This is a genomic window from Kribbella deserti (genome assembly GCF_042434725.1).
Classification (GTDB): Bacteria; Actinomycetota; Actinomycetes; order Propionibacteriales; family Kribbellaceae; genus Kribbella; species Kribbella deserti.
The window spans coordinates 178,554-199,207 of sequence record NZ_JBHLTC010000039.1 but is presented as its reverse complement, the minus strand read 5'-3'; the positions used below and the strand labels follow the sequence as shown (position 1 = coordinate 199,207).

Annotated in this window: 16 protein-coding genes; 12 read left to right on the top strand and 4 right to left on the bottom strand. The window is 68.7% G+C overall.

The features are described from left to right. Window positions 1-160: 160 nt before the first annotated feature. Window positions 161-967, bottom strand: a complete 807-nt coding sequence (locus ACFFGN_RS30850; RefSeq protein ID WP_380055122.1) for a metal-dependent hydrolase — start codon at window positions 965-967, stop codon at window positions 161-163. A gap of 142 nt (window positions 968-1,109) precedes the next feature. On the opposite strand from ACFFGN_RS30850, the gene ilvD reads away from it, so the two are divergent. Next, window positions 1,110-2,807, top strand: coding sequence for a dihydroxy-acid dehydratase (gene ilvD, locus ACFFGN_RS30845; RefSeq protein ID WP_380054899.1), 1,698 nt, complete (start codon window positions 1,110-1,112; stop codon window positions 2,805-2,807). Window positions 2,808-2,866: 59 nt separating this feature from the next. Here ilvD and ACFFGN_RS30840 read toward each other — a convergent pair whose 3' ends face one another. After that, on the bottom strand, window positions 2,867-6,601 hold the full coding sequence (locus tag ACFFGN_RS30840) for a S8 family peptidase (RefSeq protein ID WP_380054896.1): 3,735 nt from the start codon (window positions 6,599-6,601) through the stop codon (window positions 2,867-2,869). A 372-nt stretch (window positions 6,602-6,973) separates the two neighbouring features. Here ACFFGN_RS30840 and ACFFGN_RS30835 point away from each other — a divergent pair, with 372 nt between their 5' ends. From ACFFGN_RS30835 to serA, 5 genes are all read left to right on the top strand, one after another. Further along, window positions 6,974-8,719, top strand: a complete 1,746-nt coding sequence (locus tag ACFFGN_RS30835) for an acetolactate synthase large subunit (RefSeq protein ID WP_380054893.1) — start codon at window positions 6,974-6,976, stop codon at window positions 8,717-8,719. A gap of 13 nt (window positions 8,720-8,732) precedes the next feature. Further along, complete coding sequence (gene ilvN, locus ACFFGN_RS30830) at window positions 8,733-9,389, top strand: acetolactate synthase small subunit (RefSeq protein WP_446685228.1); 657 nt, start codon at window positions 8,733-8,735, stop codon at window positions 9,387-9,389. Between the two features lie 36 nt (window positions 9,390-9,425). Next, window positions 9,426-10,445: a ketol-acid reductoisomerase gene (gene ilvC / locus ACFFGN_RS30825; protein ID WP_380055119.1), complete on the top strand. Its 1,020-nt coding sequence runs from the start codon at window positions 9,426-9,428 to the stop codon at window positions 10,443-10,445. A gap of 187 nt (window positions 10,446-10,632) precedes the next feature. Beyond that, window positions 10,633-11,760, top strand: a complete 1,128-nt coding sequence (locus tag ACFFGN_RS30820) for a S1 family serine peptidase (protein ID WP_380054890.1) — start codon at window positions 10,633-10,635, stop codon at window positions 11,758-11,760. Between the two features lie 121 nt (window positions 11,761-11,881). Next, window positions 11,882-13,483: a phosphoglycerate dehydrogenase gene (gene serA, locus ACFFGN_RS30815; RefSeq protein WP_380054887.1), complete on the top strand. Its 1,602-nt coding sequence runs from the start codon at window positions 11,882-11,884 to the stop codon at window positions 13,481-13,483. 216 nt (window positions 13,484-13,699) lie between these two features. On the opposite strand, the gene ACFFGN_RS30810 is transcribed toward serA, so the two are convergent. Beyond that, a complete protein-coding gene (locus ACFFGN_RS30810) occupies window positions 13,700-14,266 on the bottom strand; it encodes an O-methyltransferase (RefSeq protein ID WP_380054884.1) in 567 nt (188 codons plus the stop codon). 254 nt (window positions 14,267-14,520) lie between these two features. Between ACFFGN_RS30810 and ACFFGN_RS30805 the strand changes: the two genes are divergently transcribed. From ACFFGN_RS30805 to ACFFGN_RS30780, 6 genes are all read left to right on the top strand, one after another. Next, window positions 14,521-14,673 carry a hypothetical protein gene (locus ACFFGN_RS30805; protein WP_380054881.1) on the top strand — a complete coding sequence of 51 codons (153 nt, stop codon included), beginning with the start codon at window positions 14,521-14,523 and terminating at the stop codon, window positions 14,671-14,673. Continuing rightward, window positions 14,670-15,713 (top strand): 3-isopropylmalate dehydrogenase, encoded by a 1,044-nt coding sequence (locus ACFFGN_RS30800; protein WP_380054878.1) that lies wholly within the window; start codon window positions 14,670-14,672, stop codon window positions 15,711-15,713. Before ACFFGN_RS30805 ends, ACFFGN_RS30800 begins: the two co-directional genes overlap by 4 nt. A gap of 51 nt (window positions 15,714-15,764) precedes the next feature. Continuing rightward, entirely contained in the window at window positions 15,765-16,856 is a 1,092-nt protein-coding gene (locus tag ACFFGN_RS30795; RefSeq protein ID WP_380054875.1) for a branched-chain amino acid aminotransferase, read from the top strand. Between the two features lie 122 nt (window positions 16,857-16,978). Next, window positions 16,979-17,374: a hypothetical protein gene (locus ACFFGN_RS30790; RefSeq protein ID WP_380054872.1), complete on the top strand. Its 396-nt coding sequence runs from the start codon at window positions 16,979-16,981 to the stop codon at window positions 17,372-17,374. Window positions 17,375-17,617: 243 nt separating this feature from the next. Next, window positions 17,618-19,207 (top strand): citramalate synthase, encoded by a 1,590-nt coding sequence (gene cimA / locus ACFFGN_RS30785; protein WP_380054869.1) that lies wholly within the window; start codon window positions 17,618-17,620, stop codon window positions 19,205-19,207. After that, window positions 19,204-19,524, top strand: coding sequence for a hypothetical protein (locus tag ACFFGN_RS30780; protein WP_380054867.1), 321 nt, complete (start codon window positions 19,204-19,206; stop codon window positions 19,522-19,524). The genes cimA and ACFFGN_RS30780 overlap by 4 nt, the downstream gene beginning before the upstream one ends. A gap of 10 nt (window positions 19,525-19,534) precedes the next feature. Here the strand turns inward: ACFFGN_RS30780 and ACFFGN_RS30775 are convergent, their stop codons facing one another. Continuing rightward, the gene (locus ACFFGN_RS30775; RefSeq protein WP_380054865.1) at window positions 19,535-20,506 is read right to left on the bottom strand and encodes an SDR family NAD(P)-dependent oxidoreductase; all 972 of its coding nucleotides are present in this window, start codon (window positions 20,504-20,506) and stop codon (window positions 19,535-19,537) included. Window positions 20,507-20,654: the final 148 nt, after the last annotated feature.

Here is a 20,654-nt window from a genome sequence, read left to right as displayed (position 1 = left end):
CACGCGACCACTCGCGCGCAGGTGGGATGCGGCAGAGACCTGGATCCCCGGTCGCGGCGGGCCAAGCGCGGCAGCTTGTACCGGTCTCCGCGGCCGTCCGTTGCCACCGTCCGCTCTCCGAGGGCGTCCGGGCAGCCGTGGAGGTGCACTCACCTCGTCACTAGGGCGTGGCTTCTTGGTTGTTGTAGGCGATCACGAGTTTGGCGGTGAGGTCTTGGGCGATGGGGATGGCGCCGGGCAGGAGGAGGACGCCGGCGAGGAGGAGGGCGGGGGCGATGATGAGGCGTTCTACCCAGCTGTTGGTGGAGAAGCGGAGACGGCGAGGCGGGCGGATTTCGAACCAGGTTTCGCCGCGGATCGGCAACGGCCACAGCCACGGGCAGCCGGACCTCGTCAGACTGTCGCCCAGACAATGCACGAACATCCCGACCGCGACAGCCGCGCCGATCCAGCTGCCGATCTGGTCAAAGCCTTGCTGCAGGGCGACCGCCGCGTCGGCACCAGGCAGATGCGTTCCCGAGACGGTCCAGAAGCCGGCGATGGCGGCCACGATCAGCACCCAGTCGCCGAGTACGTCGGCCGCGAGGATCAGCCCGAACAGCGCCACCCCGAACACCGCCCACTGCCCACCGCTCGCGCCGGCCCCGGCCGCGAGCCACCCGAGCAGCAAGGCCGCGGCCAGGGTGTGGGTGGCGTGCCGGTGTTTGCCCGTGCTGTCCTCGTCGCGCGGGCCTTTCGTCGCGGCGTACAAAATCGAGGAGAAGGTGCGCACCGCGCGGGACACCAGACCAGTGATCGGCCCGAGCAGCCGCGATGCGCTCGCGCCGGGGTGATCGAGATCCGGCACCAGCGCGTAGCCCGCGGTCGCGGCGGCGAACGGCACGATCTCGGCCATCGAGGTCAGACCCACCAACGGCGCCACGGCCAGTCCCGCGCACCAACCCGACAAGGCATGTGAACGGCCCATCATCGGGCGCCACCCCCACCACAACGCGTCACTCAACAGCCTTTCGTCCGTTATGCATGCAGCGGCCGAGTATGTCAGCGCGCACCGACAGTTCCCGGTCCCGGATCGGCGGCGCCGGGGCACTGGCCATACAGTGAGATGCATGTCCACGAATACTCCGTCTGGCACTCCTGACATCAAGCCCCGGAGCCGCGTCGTCACCGACGGGCTCGAAGCCACCGCGTCGCGCGGCATGCTCCGTGCCGTCGGCATGGGTGACGACGACTGGGTCAAGCCGCAGATCGGCGTAGCGTCGAGCTGGAACGAGATCACCCCCTGCAACCTGTCCCTCGACCGGCTCGCGAAGGCGGTCAAGGAAGGCGTGCACGCGGGCGGTGGTTATCCGCTCGAGTTCGGCACGATCAGCGTGTCCGACGGCATTTCGATGGGCCACGTCGGCATGCACTACTCGCTGGTGAGCCGCGAGATCATCGCCGACTCGGTGGAAGCCGTGGTCGAAGCCGAGCGGCTCGACGGTTCGGTAATGCTCGCCGGTTGTGACAAGTCGCTGCCGGGCATGCTGATGGCCGCCGCGCGGCTGGACGTCTCGTCGGTGTTCCTGTACGCCGGTTCGATCATGCCGGGCAAGCTCGGCGACAAGGACGTCACGATCATCGACGCCTTCGAGGCCGTCGGTGCGTGCGCGCGCGGGCTGATCACCCGCGAGGAAGTCGACGCGGTCGAGCGTGCGATCTGCCCGGGTGAAGGCGCCTGCGGCGGCATGTACACGGCGAACACGATGGCCTCGGCCGCCGAAGCGCTCGGGATGTCGCTACCGGGTTCGGCCGCGCCGCCTGCGGTGGACCGCCGCCGCGACGGGTTCGCCCGCAAGTCCGGTGAGGCCGTCGTCGAGTTGCTCCGCCAGGGCATCACCGCGCGCCAGATCCTCACCCGCGAGGCGTTCGAGAACGCGATCGCCGTCGTGATGGCACTGGGCGGTTCCACCAACGCCGTACTGCACCTGCTGGCGATCGCGCGCGAGGCCGAGGTCGAGCTGACCCTGGACGACTTCAACCGGGTCGGTGACAAGATCCCGCACCTGGGTGACCTGAAGCCGTTCGGCCGTTACGTGATGACGGACGTGGACCGCGTCGGCGGTATTCCGGTCATCATGCGCGCCCTGCTCGACGCGGGCCTGCTGCACGGTGACGTGATGACCGTGACCGGCCGCACGATGGCGGAGAACCTGGCCGACATCAACCCGCCGGACGTCGACGGCACGATCATCCGCGCGCTGGACAAGCCGATCCACAGCACCGGCGGTATCACCATCCTGCACGGCACCCTCGCGCCCGAAGGTGCCGTGGTGAAGAGCGCGGGTTTCGACTCCGACGTCTTCGAAGGCACGGCCCGGGTGTTCGACGGCGAGCGTGGCGCGATGGACGCGGTCGAGGACGGTTCGATGAAGGCCGGCGACGTCGTTGTCATCCGGTACGAAGGGCCGAAGGGTGGTCCCGGGATGCGCGAGATGCTCGCGGTCACGGGAGCGATCAAGGGCGCGGGCCTCGGCAAGGACGTGCTGCTGCTCACCGACGGCCGGTTCTCCGGTGGTACGACGGGCCTGTGCGTGGGCCACGTCGCGCCCGAGGCCGTCGACGGCGGGCCGATCGCGTTCGTGCGCGACGGTGACCGGATCACGCTGGACGTGAAGAACCGCACCCTCGAGCTGCACGTGGAGCCCGAGGAACTGGAACGCCGCCGCGAGGGCTGGACCCCGAAGACCCCCGCCATCACCAAGGGCGTGCTCGGCAAGTACCGCCGTCTGGTCGGCTCCGCCTCCCAAGGCGCCGTCTGCATCTGAACGTGGCTCCGCGTCGCGAAAGGGCTTCTTTCGCGACGCGGAGCTTTGTTCGGAAGGAATCAGTCGATCAGGCCGTAGGCGGCGGTCACCTCCTGCGTGAGCTTTCCACCGGCGGCGTCGGTGACCTGCAAACGCAGCGAGGGCGCCTTGCCCGCTTGCGTGGCGGGATGCGTCACGGTCGTGGTGTACCGGTTGGCGCCGGCCGAGGTCAGCGGCAACGAGGTCCACGTGCTGCCGTCGTACGACAGCTCCAGCTTCGCCGAGGTGAACGCCGAGGACTTCGAGCCCTTCTGGTGACGCAGGCCAAGGGTGATCCCGGTCGGCTTGCCGACCTTCACCTGGTTCAGGCTGTTCGCCGACGGAACGTCCAGATCGGCGAGCACCACCGGCATGACCTCATCGGCGCCGCCCGCGGACCGGAAGGCCCACGTCGATCGAACGTGGGTGGAGTACTTCCAGAAGTGCTGCTTGCGCCGAACGTCCAGGTCGATCTCGAGGTCCGCCGGCCCGTCGGGAATGCTGGCCTGGGCACAATGGCTGTCTATGGACGGCAACTCGCTGCCGTTGCGGCGAAACGTCATCTGGAAGTCACCGGCGGGCGACCACTCGGCATGCTGACCCGGGTTGTCCAGGGGGCTGAAGCATGCCCGGACGCCCCCGTGCACTCGATTGACCGAGAGGAAGGTTCTGTCGGTGTCCGGCAGGCTGCTGGTCGCCACAGGCGTGAACCACTTCTCGGTCAGCCGCTGACCCTGCTGATACGTAGCCGGGTTCCCGGCGTACCAGCTGGTGTAGCCGGTTTCGCTCAGACTGGGCAGCACACCTTGGGTCCAGCTGACGTGATCGGTCGACAGGAACGAGGTGCGCTTGCTGGGGCCGTACATCATCACGGCCAGATCGTGGAATCCGTTGACGACCCAGTTGTTTGGCGTCCTGCCCTCGCGGAACTCCTGGATCCGCATACCCGGCTCGTGCGACCCGAAGGTCTCGTCCACCCGGGCCAGGTCGGCGGTTCGCGGCCGGTACCGCGGATCGGCGGGCACAGCGTCGTTCCACGGATGCATCAGGTCGTACACGAACGGCGTCTCGGCCACGCCGAGGATCCGCACGGTGACCGGCTGCTGCGCGATCAGGCCGACCAACCGGGCTCCCGTCACGCGGCTCGTCTGCAGTACCGGAACGGTGACACCGTCACCGCCGATGCTTCCTTGGCCACCGATCAGGCCCGGGGCGTTGGGGTTGTAGAGCAGCACCGCGGCGGCGCCGGCCGCCTGGGCCGCGAGGATGATCGGATCGGCCCACCCGTCCTCGGGGTCATGCCGGATCACAGCCAGCTTGCCGCGCACATCGGTGAGTTCTCCAGCCGAGCCGTCGCCTGCATCGACAGCCACCAGGTTCTTGAGGCCGGTGAACCGTGGCGCCCAGGACACGGCGGCCACCTCCAGCGGTTTGCCGCCGACGGTCGCCACGTACGGCGGGACCTCGAGCCGTCCACCCACGGCGTATTCCAGGCCGCCGACCGAGACCGGCTTGGTCGGGGTGGCGAAGAAGTCCAAGGGCGGCCCGTTGAAAACGGCGCCCAGCCAGCCGACGGCTCGGCCGTTCGGATCTGTGCGCACGTAGGTGACGGTGACCTCCCGCGCGTTCAGACCGGGCACATCCGCCGGTGCCGCGGCGGTGCGGACGGCGGTCCGGGCATCCAGGGTGATCGCGGTGTTGCCGGTGACCTTGACCTCGGGAGCCGCGACCAGCGAGAAGTTGTCCGTGGCGGTGTCCGTCGCCTCCATCTTCAACAGCGACGTCACGTCGTAGACGCCGGGTGGCACCCGGACGGTCAGCTTGCCGTTCACGATCCGGGTGGTCTCGGGGTCGAGATCGGTCCGCCCGCCGCCATCGGGCCGGCTGAACACCACCGGGCCATTGGCGGCAGAGCCGGCGCGGTCGATTCCGGTGATGGCCAGCTCATACCGCTCGTCCTCGAGGAACCAGGTGTACGGACTGACGACCGGATCGCCGCCGCCTTCGGGGGTGGCCAGGACCCGCCCGGCCTTGTGCCCGGTGGAGGTTCCCGGATCGACCGTCACGTCCACCGCGGCTTGTCCGCCCGCGGGCACGGTCAAGGTCCCGGCACTGAAGGTGGGACCGGCCGGCTCCGCCTTGAGAGCCAGCGTGACCGGCGTCGTACCGGCGTTGCGATAGGTCAGCCGCTTCGTGATCGGCCCCTGGTCGTCGTGGGGCCACTGGAGAAAGCCGAAGTCGAGGACGCCCGTGTCGACGCTGACATTCGTGGCGGTGGCCTGATCGGCGTCCACCCGGCCCGTACCCTGCTGGCTCACGGTGCTGCCGGGCTGCGGGTCGGACGTCGTGATCAGACGGGTCTTGAGCTGCTCGCCGGTCCAATCCGGGTGTTGCTGGGCCAGCAGTGCGGCCGTACCGGCGACGTGCGGCGTCGCCATCGACGTGCCGGTCAAGGTGGTGTAGTGCTCCCCGACGGGCTGACCGAGCTCGGTCCCAGCGGCGCGGGCGGAGACGATACCGCTGCCCGGTGCGGCGATCTCGGGCTTGAGCCCGAAGTCACGCCGTCGCGGCCCATGACAGGAGGAATGCGCCAGCGAACCATCCCGTTCGAGGTTCGCCACGGCCAGGGCCAGGTCGGCCGAGGCCGGTGACGAGACCGACTGCGGTTCGGGCAGGAAGCAGTTTCCCGCCGCGATCACGAACAGGGCGCCGGTCTGCCGGCTCAGCGTATTCACTGCCTGCGACATCACATCGGTGCCGTCACTGGGTCCACCGCCCAGACTCATGTTGATCACGTCGGCGCCCTGGCCGATCGCGGCCCACTCCATCCCGGCGATGATGCCGGAGAAGGTGCCGTAGCCGGACTCGTCGAGCACCCGGCCGTTCAGCAAGGAGGCGTCCGGCGCCACGCCGCGATACTTGCCGCCGGAGGCCGCCCCACTGCCCGCGACGGTGGCGGCGACATGGGTGCCATGACCCTGCTGGTCGGTGGTGCCGGCGCTCTCGGAGAAGTTCGCCTGGGCGATCACCTTGCCGGCCAGGTCGGGATGGCCGGTGTCGATCCCGGTGTCGAGGATCGCCACCTTCACGCCCTTGCCGGTGAAACCGCGCTGCCAGGCAGCGGGTGCGCCGATCTGCGGCACACTCAGATCGACCGAGGCCTTCACCCGGCGATCGAGGCGGATCTTCGCGACCGTCGCCTCGACCTGGTGCTTGCCGGGCGCGGTGACGGAGGACCAGAACGCCGTGGCGCTGGTCTTGGTGACGGCCACGCTGCGGGCGCCGATGCTGTTGAGCACCCGCGTCCGGGCCGCGCCCGCCGGCTTGTCCTGGGCGGCGCGGGTCCGCGCCGTGGTGGCCGGACCGGTGTAGCTGAGAATGACGGGCATCACCTTCGACCGGGCGTCGTCGTATCGCTCGGCCAGCAGGGTGGTCACGTCGAACAGCGCCGTTTCGAGCCGCCCGGCGGCTACGTCGGCGGCCACCGAGGTCGGTACGACGAGCGTGTGCCCGTCGCCGGTGCGCGAGATCACCGCGCCCCGGGACCTGCTGTTCTTCGCGGGATGGAAGTGGACCGCGTCGGGCTTGCCCGGCTGGGGCGTGACCTGCACGCGGTCGCCGGTGATGAGGGTGATCCAGCGCGACGGCTGGGTGGAATCCGCCTTGCTGACTACGGGTTTGGGTGGTTCGGCACCGGCGAGGCTGCCGGGACTTCCCAGCAGCACGGCGGTGGTCGCCATGGCCGTGGCCACGACGATCGGACGGGGTGTTCGCATCTACCGGTCTCCTCACAGGGGACTGCGGGTCACTTGGTATACGGGTCGCCGGGGTGCTTTGGCTGCATGCGAACGGACGCCACTGTCGGCAGAGGCGAAGAGCGCTGTAGAGTAAGACGCGGATCTCACGGAGTGGGACGGATTCCCGGCAGGCTTGACCGGATCGAGGGGAGTCGGCAAAGGTGGCCGCATGCGAACGATTCTCCTCGTACTTGTGCGGCGCGCCGACTGACGCGACCACAGAGTCGAGCGCGCCCCCTTCAGCCAACCCGGCGAAGGGGGTTTTTTGTTCTCTGGGCGATTTCTCCACACAGATCTGGGACAGCTTCGAATGAGGGAGCGGGCCGTGTTGAATGAACAGGAAAGGCAGTCATGAGTGAGCAGCTGACCGGGGCACAGGCCCTGATCCGCGCGTTGGAACATGCCGGTGTCGACACCGTCTTCGGCATTCCCGGGGGCGCGATCCTGCCGGCGTACGACCCGATGCTCGACTCCACCCAGATCCGCCACATCCTCGTACGGCACGAGCAGGGCGCGGGTCACGCGGCCCAGGGCTACGCCACCGCCACCGGCAAGACCGGTGTCTGTATGGCGACCTCGGGCCCGGGCGCGACCAACCTGGTCACGCCGATCGCGGACGCCTACATGGACTCGGTGCCGATGGTCGCGATCACTGGTCAGGTGGCCAGTGCATCGATCGGCACGGACGCCTTCCAGGAGGCGGACATCCGCGGTATCACGATGCCGATCACCAAGCACAACTTCCTGGTCAACGATCCGAACGAGATCGCCTCGACCATCGCCGAGGCCTTCCACATCGCCTCGACCGGCCGCCCCGGTCCGGTGCTGGTGGACGTGACCAAGGACGCGATGCAGGCCACGGTCGACTTCCGCTGGCCGACCGAGCTCTCGCTGCCCGGATACCGCCCGGTCACCCGGCCGCACCCCAAGCAGGTGCGCGAGGCGGCCCGGCTGATCGCCGCCTCGGAAAAGCCCGTGCTGTACGTCGGCGGCGGCGTGTTGAAGGCGAAGGCGCACGAGGAACTCAAGCAACTGGCCGAACTGCTGGGCATCCCAGTGGTCACCACCTTGATGGCGCGCGGCGCGTTGCCCGACAGTCACGAACTGCACTTCGGTATGCCCGGCATGCACGGTTCGGTCTCGGCCGTCGGCGCGCTGCAGCGGTCCGATCTGCTGATCTGTCTGGGTGCGCGGTTCGACGACCGGGTGACCGGCAAGCTGGAGTCGTTCGCCCCGGAGGCGAAGGTCATTCACGCCGACATCGATCCGGCCGAGATCGGCAAGAACCGGGTCGCGGACGTGCCGATCGTCGGTGACTGCCGCGAGGTGATCGTCGACCTGATCGGCGCGCTGAAGACCGAGATCGCCGGTGGCACCACGCCGGACTACTCGGCCTGGCGCGGTCTGCTGGAGTCGGTGCGCGCCAAGTACCCGGTCGGGTACGACGAGCCCGAGGACGGCACGCTCTCCCCGCAGTACGTGATCCAGCGCATCGGCCAGATCGCCGGCCCGGACGCCATCTACACCTCCGGCGTCGGCCAGCACCAGATGTGGGCGGCGCACTACCTGCCGTTCGAGAAGCCGAACCACTGGCTGAACTCGGGTGGCCTCGGCACGATGGGCTATTCGGTGCCGGCCGCGATGGGCGCGAAGGTCGCCGTACCGGACAAGACGGTCTGGGCGATCGACGGCGACGGCTGCTTCCAGATGACCAACCAGGAACTTGTCACCTGCGCGCTGGAGGGCATCCCGATCAAGGTCGCCGTGATCAACAACCAGTCGCTGGGCATGGTTCGGCAGTGGCAGACGCTGTTCTACGACAAGCGCTACTCCAACACCGACCTGCACTCCGCGCGCATCCCGGACTTCGCCAAGCTGGCCGAGGCGATGGGCTGTGTCGGGCTGCGGTGCTCGGACAAGGAATCGGTCGACGCCACCATCGAGAAGGCGATGGCCGTCACCGACGCCCCCGTGGTGGTCGACTTCGTCGTGCACCGCGACGCGATGGTCTGGCCGATGGTTGCCGCCGGCACCAGTAATGACGACATCCAGATCGCGCGCAACATGGCGCCGAAGTGGGACTCAGAAGAGTTGTGAGGGGAGCTGTCCGATGACTAAACACACTCTGTCGATCCTGGTCGAGAACAAGCACGGCGTCCTGGCCCGCGTGGCCGCGCTGATTTCCCGGCGGGGCTTCAACATCGACTCGCTCGCGGTCGGTCCGACCGAACACCCTGAGGTGTCCCGGATGACCATCGCGGTGAGCGTGGACGAGCAGCCGCTGGAACAGATCACCAAACAGCTCAACAAGCTGGTGAACGTGATCAAGATCGTCGAACTCGAGCCCACCGCCACCGTGCAGCGCGAACTGCTGCTGGTGAAGGTGAAGGCGGACACCCTGAGCAGGGGACAGGTGCTGGAGACCGTCCAGCTGTTCCGTGCCAAGGTGGTCGACGTGGCACCCGACGCGATCACCATCGAGGCGACCGGTAATCCCGAGAAGCTCGAGGCGATGCTGCGTGTGCTGGAGCCCTTCGGGGTGCGGGAGCTGGTCCAGTCCGGCATGGTCGCGATCGGCCGGGGCAGCCGCTCCATCACCGATCGCACCCTGCGGCCGGTGCCGGTGCCACCGCCGCACGTGGCCACCGGCGCACCCGCGCTGCAGGCCCGTCCGGCCCCCGCGAACTCCACCCCGCATCCGCCTCATCACCCGGTGCCGACGCCGCCCCCGGGTCATCGCGCGGCCCCGCAATCCGCACAAGCATAAATTTCAAGGGAGACGAGCTACACCGTGGCAGCAGAGATGTTCTATGACGACAACGCCGACCTGTCGGTGATCCAAGGCCGCAACGTGGCCGTGCTCGGCTTCGGCAGCCAGGGCCACGCCCACGCGCTGTCCCTGCGCGACTCCGGCGTCGACGTGCGCGTCGGCCTGCCGGAGGGCTCGAAGTCCCGGGCCAAGGCGGAGGCCCAGGGCCTGCGCGTGCTCACGCCGTTCGAGGCCTGCGAAGAGGCCGACGTCATCGTCGTGCTCGCGCCGGACCCGGCCCAGCGCAGCCTGTACACCGAAGCCATCGAGCCGAACCTGGTCGACGGCGACGCGCTCGTTTTCGGCCACGGCTTCAACATCCGCTTCGGTTACATCAAGCCTCCGGCGGGCGTCGACGTGTTCATGGTCGCGCCGAAGGGCCCGGGCCACCTGGTCCGCCGCGAGTTCACCGAAGGCCGGGGCGTGCCCGTGCTGGTCGCGGTCGAGCAGGACCCGAGCGGCAAGGCGTGGGACCTCGCGCTGTCGTACGCGAAGGGCATCGGCGGCCTGCGCGCCGGCGGTATCAAGACCACGTTCACCGAGGAGACCGAGACCGACCTGTTCGGTGAGCAGGCCGTGCTCTGCGGTGGTGTCTCCGCGCTGGTCCAGGCCGGGTTCGAGACGCTGACCGAGGCCGGCTACCAGCCCGAGGTCGCGTACTTCGAGTGCCTGCACGAGCTGAAGCTGATCGTCGACCTGATGTACGAGGGTGGCATCGCCAAGCAGCGCTGGTCGGTCTCCGACACCGCCGAGTACGGCGACTACGTGTCGGGTCCGCGCGTCATCGACGAGTCGGTCAAGGCCCGGATGAAGGATGTGCTGAACGACATCGTCGACGGCACCTTCGCCAACCGGTTCATCGCCGACCAGGACGCGGGCGCGCCGGAGTTCGCCGAGTTCCGCAAGAAGAGCGAGTCGCACCCGATCGAGGCGACCGGTAAGGAACTGCGCGCGCTGATGGCGTGGGTCAAGTCGCACGACGACGACTACGTCGAGGGCACCGCCGCCCGCTGACGGTTCGGCCAGATCTGAAAGATGCCCGGTCATCCGCCTGGATGGCCGGGCATCACCCTGTCCGGATGAGAGAATCGGGGCCGTGATCTCCATCGGGTGGCGGTAGATGGCCTCGGACGACAGGCGCGACCTGCCGCGGCCGCCTCGGCGTGTGCCCGGCGGCGCGGAACCTGTCCGACCGCAGACGGTGATCCAGAGCCGTACGCCGCGAGTCCCAGTGGCTCCCGTACGGCGACGAGGCCCGCGGGCGTGGTTCCTGATCCCGCTGGTGCTGGTGGTCGCGGCGGCGGGTGTGGGCGTCGGCTGGTTGCTCCAGACCGACGACGGCATCGTGGACCCGCTCGAAGCCGAACGCGCGGTCGGCGCCGGCGTGGTCACCGTATTGGCGACCACCTGCTCAGGCACGGGCCGCGCGACGGGTTTCCTGGTCGGCGACAACAAGGTCGTCACCGTCGCCTCGGCGATCTACGGCCCGGTTTCGGTCGCGATCGTCACCGCCGACGGCCAGGTCCGCGGCGCCACGGTGATTGGTACCAGCACCAACGACGATGGCCTGGCGCTGCTGCGGATCAGCGCCCCGCTCGACGTATCGGCGCCCCCACGGACAAAAAAGGCGCCGGCCGTAGGTGCAGAGATGGCCCTCGTCGGCACCGGCAATCGGTACATCGGTACCGAGGATGTCGGCAGCGGCACGGTGAAGGTGGCGATCACCCCGGGGAACCGGCTCGCCAGCTCGGTACACACGGCTCTGCACGGGGCTCCGCTGGTGACCGCCGACGACAAGGTCGCCGGGATGGCGACGCCGGGTGGGAACTACCTGACCGCTGCCGAGCTCGAACCGTATCTCGGTGCCTCGCCACCGATCAGCCCGACCGCGACCCTCTGTCCGGAGGCGTGGGGCCCCAAGGACGACCCGGTCACCCCGACGCTCGAGGAAGCCCCGTCGGAGTTGTCGGCGCAGGTGATGCAGACGTTCCAGCGCTACGTCCGGGCCGTCAACGCGCACCAGCCGGAAGCCATCCGGGCCACCTATACCGGCCGCCAGTTGGCCGTCGCTCCGGAGGACGCGATCCGGCAGCAGCACCGCACGACGTACCTGTTCGGTCCGCGAGTCAGTGACATCACGCAGTTCGGCAACGGGGCCCGGGCGCGGATGATCTTCACGACCATCCACAGCAGCGACGGGCCGGCGGCCAGTATCGACGGCGGCTTGACCTGCGCGCGGTGGAACATCGTCTACACGCTCATGCCCGACGGTGGCGTGCTGAAGCTCGCGGGTCTGTCTCCGAAGGTCGAGCCTTGTGACGGTGCGTGACGTTTCGCACAGCGAGCCCCCGTCTGCACGTGCTGAACCGAACGGGTAGCATCGTTACCAGCGGGCACAGCGCGGTGCTCAGTCTCCAACGAGCCCTTCCGCAACTGCTGAGGATTGCCCCATGACTGCTGCTGCCACCCGTCCGGTCGTTCTGATCGCCGAGGAGCTCTCTCCGGCCACCGTCGAGGCCCTTGGTCCCGACTTCGAGATCCGGCACGCGAACGGCGCCGATCGCGCTGAGCTGCTGCCGGCCATCGCCGATGTCGACGCGATCCTGGTCCGCAGTGCGACCAAGGTCGACGCCGAGGCGCTGGCCGCGGCGAAGAAGCTGAAGGTTGTCGCCCGCGCGGGCGTCGGCCTCGACAACGTGGACGTGAAGGCCGCCACCCAGGCCGGCGTGATGGTCGTGAACGCGCCGACCTCGAACATCGTCAGCGCCGCCGAGCTGGCGGTCGCGCTGCTGCTGGCCACTGCGCGTCGCGTGCCGGCCGCCGACAAGTCGCTGAAGAACGGCGAGTGGAAGCGCAGCAAATACACCGGCGTCGAGCTGTACGAGAAGACCGTCGGCATCGTCGGCCTCGGCCGGATCGGCGTCCTGGTCGCGCAGCGCCTCGCGGCCTTCGGCATGAACGTGATCGCCTACGACCCGTACGTACAGGCCGGTCGCGCCGCCCAGATGGGTGTTCGCCTCGCCACCTTGGACGAGCTGCTCGCGGCCAGCGACTTCATCTCCGTGCACCTGCCGAAGACGCCGGAAACCCTTGGCCTGATCGGTGACGAGCAGCTGCACAAGGTCAAGCCCGAGGTCATCATCGTGAACGCGGCCCGCGGCGGCATCGTCGACGAGCACGCGCTCTACACCGCGCTCAAGGAAGGCCGCGTCGCCGGTGCCGGTGTCGACGTGTTCGCGACCGAGCCGTGCACCGACTCCCCGCTGTTCGAGTTCGAGAACGTCGTCGCCACGCCGCACCTGGGCGCCTCCACCGACGAGGCCCAGGAGAAGGCCGGTATCGCCGTCGCCAAGTCCGTCCGGCTCGCGCTGTCCGGCGAACTGGTACCGGACGCGGTCAACGTGCAGGGCGGCGTCATCGCCGAGGACGTGCGGCCGGGTATCGCGCTGACCGAGAAGCTGGGCCGGATCTTCACCGCCCTGGCCGGCGGGGTCGCGCAGCAGCTGGACGTCGAGGTCCGCGGCGAGATCACCCAGTACGACGTCAAGGTGCTCGAACTCGCCGCGCTCAAGGGCGTTTTCGCCGACGTCGTCGAGGAGAACGTGTCCTACGTGAACGCGCCGCTGCTCGCGGCCGAGCGTGGCCTCGAGGTTCGCCTGGTCACCGACCACGACAGCCCGGACCACCGCAACCTGATCACGCTGCGCGGCACGCTGGCCGACGGGGAGCAGGTATCGGTCTCCGGCACGCTGGTCGGCGTCAAGCAGGACGAGCGCCTGGTCGAGGTCGACGGCTTCGACGTGGAGGTCCCGCTCGACGCGCACCTGGCGTTCCTCAGCTATGAGGACCGCCCGGGCATCGTCGGTACCGTCGGCCGCATTCTCGGTGAGTCCGACGTGAACATCGCCGGTATGCAGGTCAGCCGGGACCGCAAGGGCGGTAAGGCGCTGGTCGCGCTGAGCGTCGACTCCAGCATCAACCCGAGCCTGCTGCAGGACATCGCCACCGCGGTCGAGGCGGACACCGCCCGCACGGTCGACCTCGAAGCCTGAGCCGACCGGCCTGACAACAAAGCCGGCCTGACATGAAGGTGGGCCCGATCCCTCCCGGCGGGAGGGGATCGGGCCCTGGTCGGCCGCCATGCGCCTGCGGGCGGCAAACCGTTGGTTCAGGCTACGGAGTTCAAGGGCCACCCGGCTGGCTCGACCAGGATGTGAGACCCCTCAAAATTCAACGTGTGACGGGTCGGCGTCGAGACGGGTGTCGGGTCAGCGCCGGGTGGCGAGCAGAACGGCCGCGTCGGGCGCGACCATCACCTCGACGGTGGTGAAACGCTTGTCCATCAACCACTCCTGCCGCAACGTGTCCACGCGCCCCTCGTACATCGGGGGCCAGACCATCGACGGCGTGAAGTCGTCGAGTACAACGAAACCGCCGGGCTCGACCGCCTCGGCCACCACGTCCCGGGCGGAGAGCTTCGCCTCGCGCGCGTCCACGAACAGCAGCGCGAACGGGCCGCGCTCGATCAGCGCCGTCCAGTCCGCCTCCAGCACCTCGATGCGATCATCCGCGGCGAAAAGCTCGGCCACGGCCTGAGCCAGCTGGGGATCGCTCTCGGCGGTGACGATCTTCGTACCCTCGGCGGCGCCGCTGCGCAGCCACGCCGAACCGACGCCACAACCGGTGCCGAGTTCGCCGAGAGTGCCGCGTCGAGAGGCCGCGAGAGTGGCCAGCAGACGGCCTGTTTCGTTCCTGGTCGCACTGACAAAACCGCGACGACCGGACAGGCTGAGGGCCGCTGAGACCAGCGGGGGGAGTTCTGGGGGAGCGCTCACCGGCTGAGACTCGCACAGCTCTGGGCCAGAGTTGGCAACGACATCCCACATCCCGAGATGGAATGCCCGCATGCTGGCGATTTAGTCGCACGCCGGAGTATCTTCGACAAATCATGCAGTTCGCGGTACGCATTCTTCGCTGCCGCGCCGGGGCTCGCTAAGGCCGACATCCCGGCGCGGGTTGAGGCGTACCTCCCGCCCGTGCGTTTTCGTCGGCCGTCTTTCCACAAGAAGCGAACCAACGGGAGAGCAGCATGTACGACATGTATCCGGCCCAGTGGCGGACCATCGACGCACGCGAGCGCAAGGCGGAACGACGCCGGCGTCCCGCGCCGGGTCCGGCTGACCGCGAGGCCGTCCAAGAGGCGATGAACCGTCGCGATAATGGGGGAGAACCCACCAAGTGAGCAAGAACTTCAAGCTGGCCGTGGTCGGTGGCGATGGGATCGGCCCGGAGGTCACGGCCGAGGCCCTCAAGGTCCTTGACGCGGTCAGCGCCACGCAGGGCATCACGTTCGACAAGACCGAGTTCGATCTCGGCGCCGCCCGCTGGCACAAAACCGGTGACACGCTGCCCGATGAAGAGCTCGAGGCGATTCGCGGCCACGACGCGATCCTGCTCGGCGCGATCGGCGACCCGACGGTTCCGTCCGGTGTGCTCGAGCGCGGGTTGCTGCTCAAGCTGCGCTTCACGCTCGACCACTACGTGAACCTGCGGCCCTCGAAGATCTACCCCTCGGTCGGCTCGCCGCTGGCGAACCCGGGTGAGGTCGACTTCGTGGTCGTGCGCGAGGGCACCGAAGGCCCGTACGTCGGCAACGGTGGCGCCCTGCGCGTCGGTACGCCCGCGGAGATCGCGACCGAGGTCAGCGTCAACACGGCGTACGGCGTCGAGCGGGTCGTCCGGGACGCGTTCGCCCGCGCGCAGGCCCGGCCACGGCGCAAGCTCACGCTCGTACACAAGAACAACGTGCTCGTGCACGCGGGTCACCTGTGGAAGCGCACGGTCGACGCCGTCGCGACGGAGTTTCCCGAGGTCGCGGTGGACTACCTGCACGTGGACGCGGCAACGATCTTCCTGGTCACCGATCCGGCCCGGTTCGACGTGATCGTCACCGACAACCTGTTCGGCGACATCCTCACCGACCTGGCCGCCGCGATCACCGGTGGCATCGGGCTGGCCGCGAGCGCCAACATCAACCCGGACCGGTCCGTGCCGAGCATGTTCGAGCCGGTGCACGGCTCCGCGCCGGATATCGCCGGTCAGCAGAAGGCAGACCCGACCGCGGCGATCCTGTCGGCGGCGCTGCTGTGCGAGCACCTCGGCCTGGTCGGGGCCGCCCGGGCGATCGAGGCCGCCGTGACCGCGGATATCGAGGAGCGCACTGGCGCGCCGCGGACCACCGCGGAGATCGGCGACGCGATCACCAAGCGCGCGGCCGGGTGACGCCGTGTGCACGTCTCGCCTGACCACTTGCTCTAGAGGTACGGTGCGGCTATGAGCGCCGATCTGCAGTTCACCGTTGAGCCCAACACCAAACCGGCCAGCGACGACCAGCGCGCCTCCATCCTGGCGAACCCGGGATTCGGGCAAAACTTCTCCGACCACATGGCCATCGCCACGTGGACCAAGGAGCAGGGCTGGCACGACGCGAGGATCACCGCCTTCGGTCCGCTGGAGCTTTCTCCCGCGACCGCGGTGTTCCATTACGCCCAGTCGATCTTCGAAGGCATGAAGGCCTACCGCCATCCGGACGACTCGATCCACGCCTTCCGGCCCGAGGCCAACGCGCGCCGGTTCAACCGGTCCGCCCAGCGCCTCGCGTTGCCGGAACTCCCGGAGGAGGCGTTCCTGGACGCCGTCCGCCGGGTCGTGACGATCGACAAGGACTGGGTGCCGGCCGGTGGCGAGTCCTCCTTGTACCTGCGGCCGGTGATGTTCGGGTCCGACCCGTACCTCGGCGTCCGCCCGTCCGCGCAGGTCACCTTCCTGGTGATGGCCTCGCCCGCCGGGTCGTACTTCCCCAACGGGGTGAAGCCGGTCCGGATCTGGCTCAGCGAGGAGTACACCCGCGCCGCCCCGGGTGGTACGGGTGCCGCGAAGGCCGCCGGTAACTACGCCGCCTCGCTGGTCGCGCAGGCCGAGGCCGTCGAACAGGGTTGCGACCAGGTCGCCTTCCTGGACGCGATCGAGCGCAAGTGGCTCGAGGAGCTTGGCGGCATGAACCTCTACTTCGTACTGGACGACAACTCGGTGGTCACCCCTGAGCTGTCCGGCACGATTCTCGAGGGCATCACCCGGGACTCGATCCTCAAGCTCGTCACCGATCTCGGCCACACCGTGACCGAGCGGAAGATCTCGATCGACGAGTGGCGCGACGGCGCCGCCTCCGGCCGGATCCGCGAGGTGTTCGCCTGTGGCACCGCCGCGGTGATCACCCCGGTCGCTTCGCTGAAGTGGCACGGTGGCGAGGTCCAGGTCGGCGACGGCGAGGCCGGCCCGGTCACCGCCGCGGTCCGGACCGCCCTGCTCGACGTCCAGTACGGTCGCGCGGCCGATACCCACAACTGGATGACCCGCATCTGCTGACGCCGTTCGCATCAAAGTCGTTTCCTAAAGTCGTTCATCGGTCCGAATCCGGCCTGCGTCTCGGGGCGGATTCGGACCGATGAGTGCAATTGATGGGATGTACCAGTGCTGAGAGGGCGTTTGTGAGCTTTCCCGAGGACGTCGAGGCGTATTACGCGGAGCTGGCAGTACGGCGGGAATGGCCGCCGGAAACGGTGCGGGCGATGCGCGCGACCGTCGAGCTGATCCGGGACCTCGACCGCGGTACGACGGCCAGGACGTACGGCGCCCGGGTGGACGAGTACGGCACGGACTGGTTGTTCGAGGCCGTCTGGCACGAGGGCGAGTGGGTCGTGGTCCGCCAGCTCGGTGCCGGTGAGGACGGCGAGATCACCCGGTACTGGTGGAAGCGCATCGAGGACGACGCGGGCTATCTCACCTCCGAGGCGCTCGACCGGGAGGCCTGGGGCCTTCGGGACCTGACCCGCGACGACTTCTACGCCGCCTGGGACGACCCGGGCTGGTCGCTCACCGCCTGAAAACTGGACGCCCGCACGCGCGGCAGTACTCCGCGGCGTACTGGTTGCTCACTTTTCGAGACACTTCGCCGATGGCTGGGCCGGATATGGCAGTATCCGAGATGTCATGAACAAGTTCCGGGTCATTATTCGTTAAGCGCGCTCAGCCAGCAGTACCTGAGCGCGCAGACCTCTCGCATTCGCGGGAGGTTTTTTGTTTGCCTTTTTGAGCCCTGAACCAAGCTGCCGCGGAGGCGAAGAACCGTGACCGAAGCCGACGATTTCCACGTCTACGACACCACCCTGCGCGACGGCGCCCAGCAGGAGGGCCTCGCGCTCTCCGTGGCCGACAAGTTGGCCATCGCGCGGCACCTGGACGACCTGGGCGTCGGTTTCATCGAAGGCGGCTGGCCGGGCGCGGTGCCGAAGGACACCGAGTTCTTCGAGCGGGCCCGGACCGAGCTCGACCTCCGCCACGCGGTGTTCGCGGCGTTCGGAGCGACCCGCAAGCCCGGCACCGTGGCCGCGGACGACCCGCAGGTCGCGGCGCTGCGCGAGTCCGGGGCCGCCGTGGTGACCCTGGTCGCCAAGAGCCATGACGCCCACGTCGAGCGGGCCCTCCGCACCACGCTCGACGAGAACCTGGCCATGGTCGCCGACACCGTGCGCCACCTGCGCGAAAGCGGCCAGCGCGTCTTCCTCGACACGGAGCACTTCTTCGACGGCTACCGCGCCAACCGTGCGTATGCCCTCGAGGTGGTCCGGGTCGCGGCCGAGGCCGGCGCCGACGTGGTCGCGCTGTGCGACACCAACGGCGGAACGCTGCCGCGCGAGCTGCAGGAGATCGTGCACGACGTGCTGCAGTCGACCGGCGCGCGGCTCGGCATCCACTGCCACAACGACGCCGGTTGTGCGGTCGCGAACTCGATCGCGGCGGTCGAGGCCGGTGCCACCCACGTCCAGGGCACGGTCAACGGGTACGGCGAGCGCACCGGCAACGCCGACCTGCTCGCCGTCGTGGCCAACCTCGAACTCAAGCGCGGTATGACCCTGCTGCCGCCCGGCCGGTTGGCCGAGTCCTTCCGGATCGCGCACGCGATCGCCGAGGTGACGAACGTGCCGCCGTCGACCCGGCAGCCGTACGTCGGTGTGTCCGCCTTCGCCCACAAGGCAGGGCTGCACGCCAGCGCCATCAAGGTGGACCCGGACCTCTACCAGCACACCGATCCCGCGCTGGTCGGCAATGACATGCGCATGCTGGTCTCGGAGATGGCCGGCCGGGCGAGTATCGAGCTGAAGGGCCGCGAACTCGGCTTCGATCTCGGCAGCGACCGTGAACTGGTCTCGCGGGTCACCGATCGGGTCAAGGAGATGGAGGCTCGCGGGTACACGTTCGAGGCGGCCGACGCGTCGTTCGAGCTGTTGCTGACCGAGGAGGTCACCGGTCAGCGGGTCACCTTCTTCGATGTCGAGTCCTGGCGGGTCATCACCGAGTCACGTGCCGACGGCGAGGCGGTGTCGGAGTCGACGGTCAAGCTCGTTGCGGGTGGCGAGCGCGAGATCGTCACCGGTGAGGGCAACGGCCCGGTCAACGCGCTGGACCACGCGCTGCGCACCGCGATCGAGAAGGCCTACCCGGTGGTGGGCAAGTTCGAACTGCTCGACTACAAGGTCCGCATTCTCGACCAGGGCCACGGCACCGACGCGGTGATCCGGGTCCTGATCGAGACCTCCGACGGCGAAGGCTCGTGGTTCACCGTCGGCGTCGGGCACAACATCGTCGAGGCCTCGTGGGAGGCACTCGTCGATGGCTTCACCTACGGTCTGCTGCGCCACAAGGAGGTTCCGCGATGACCACGCTCGCCGTTCGTACTGCCGAAGCCGCCGAAGCCGCCGAAGCCGCCGAAGCCGCCGAAGCCGCCGAAGCCGCTCAGGCGGTCGAGGCACTGCCGGAGCGCACCCTCACCGTTTTCACCGCTCGCGTGGTCGAGGTGGAAGGCCTGTTCGCCCGGGTCGCCGTACAGCTCAACCCGTACGACGTGCGCGAGCTCCGGCTCTGCTTCGAGACCGGCACCCTGCGGGCCGTCGTCGAGGGCGACGGCTTCCACGCCGAACGCGTCGCCGCCCGCCTGCGCAAGATCATCGGCGTGCTCGACGTCACCCACTCCTGACGGCTGGCCATTAGGGCAGCGAGGCGGTGGCGCCGCCGTCGATCACCAGGGCGGAGCCGGTCATGAAGGGAAAACGGTCGGAGGCCATGTCGACGACAAGCGCGGCGATCTCCTCCGGCTTGCCGACCCGGGCGGCCGCTGGAGCGCGGGACCGGGCCACCGCCGCGATCCCGGCCCGGTAAACGGAGTCGGGCAGCGACTCGGTCCCGGAAATCCGGCGGGCCATTTCGGTATCGGTCAGCCCGGGCAGCACCGCGTTCACCCGAATCCCGTGCGCGCCGTAGTCCAGCGCGGCCGCCTGCATCAGGCCGATCAGCGCATGCTTACTGGCGCCGTACGCCGCGAACCCCGGTCGCACCGCGATCGAGTTGATCGACGCGGTGAGTACGACGTTGCCGCCGTCCTTGAGCAGATGCGGGATGCCGTGTTTGAGGGTGAAGTAGGCGCCACGCACATTGGTGTTCTGCACGTCGTCCCAGTTCGCCGTGGTGATCTCGTGCACCGGCTTGACGTGATGGATCCCCGCGTTGCTGAACACCACGTCGAGCCGTCCATAGCGGGCGACAACGGCGTTCACGAATCGCACCACCTGGTCTTCCTCGCGGACATCGGCCCGGACGTAGGTGGCTTCGTGGCCGGCCGCGCGGATCTGTTGCTCGACCTGCCGGCCGAGTTGCTCGCGCCGGCCGCAGAACCCGACCTTGGCTCCTTCCGCGGCAAAGGCGACCGCTGCCGCGCGCCCGATGCCCGAGGTCGCGCCGGTGATCAGCACCACCTTGTTCGCGAACCGGCTACCGTCGGCCGGCGGCGCGCTCATCTGTGGGCCCGCGTCGGCGGTGAGCCGCCCGCCGACGGCCCCGGCCGTGCCGGACACCAACGCGGTCGCCGCGGCCGCTCCCACCATCACCGCTCTGCGACGCACTCGGCGGTCCGGCTCCGTCGTACGGGCCGGGTCCTGCTGCTCTTCCGTCGTGCCTGTCATTGCTGTGCCTCTCGTCTCGTCGATCACTTCGACCCTAGAAACGACGGGCAGGTCGCCACATCGGCACGAAGGCCGAAGCTGCTCCGACCTAGGTCTCCGGCCATTACGACCTTCGGTGTAGGCCTTAGGTCGGAGCCGATCCGGCCTT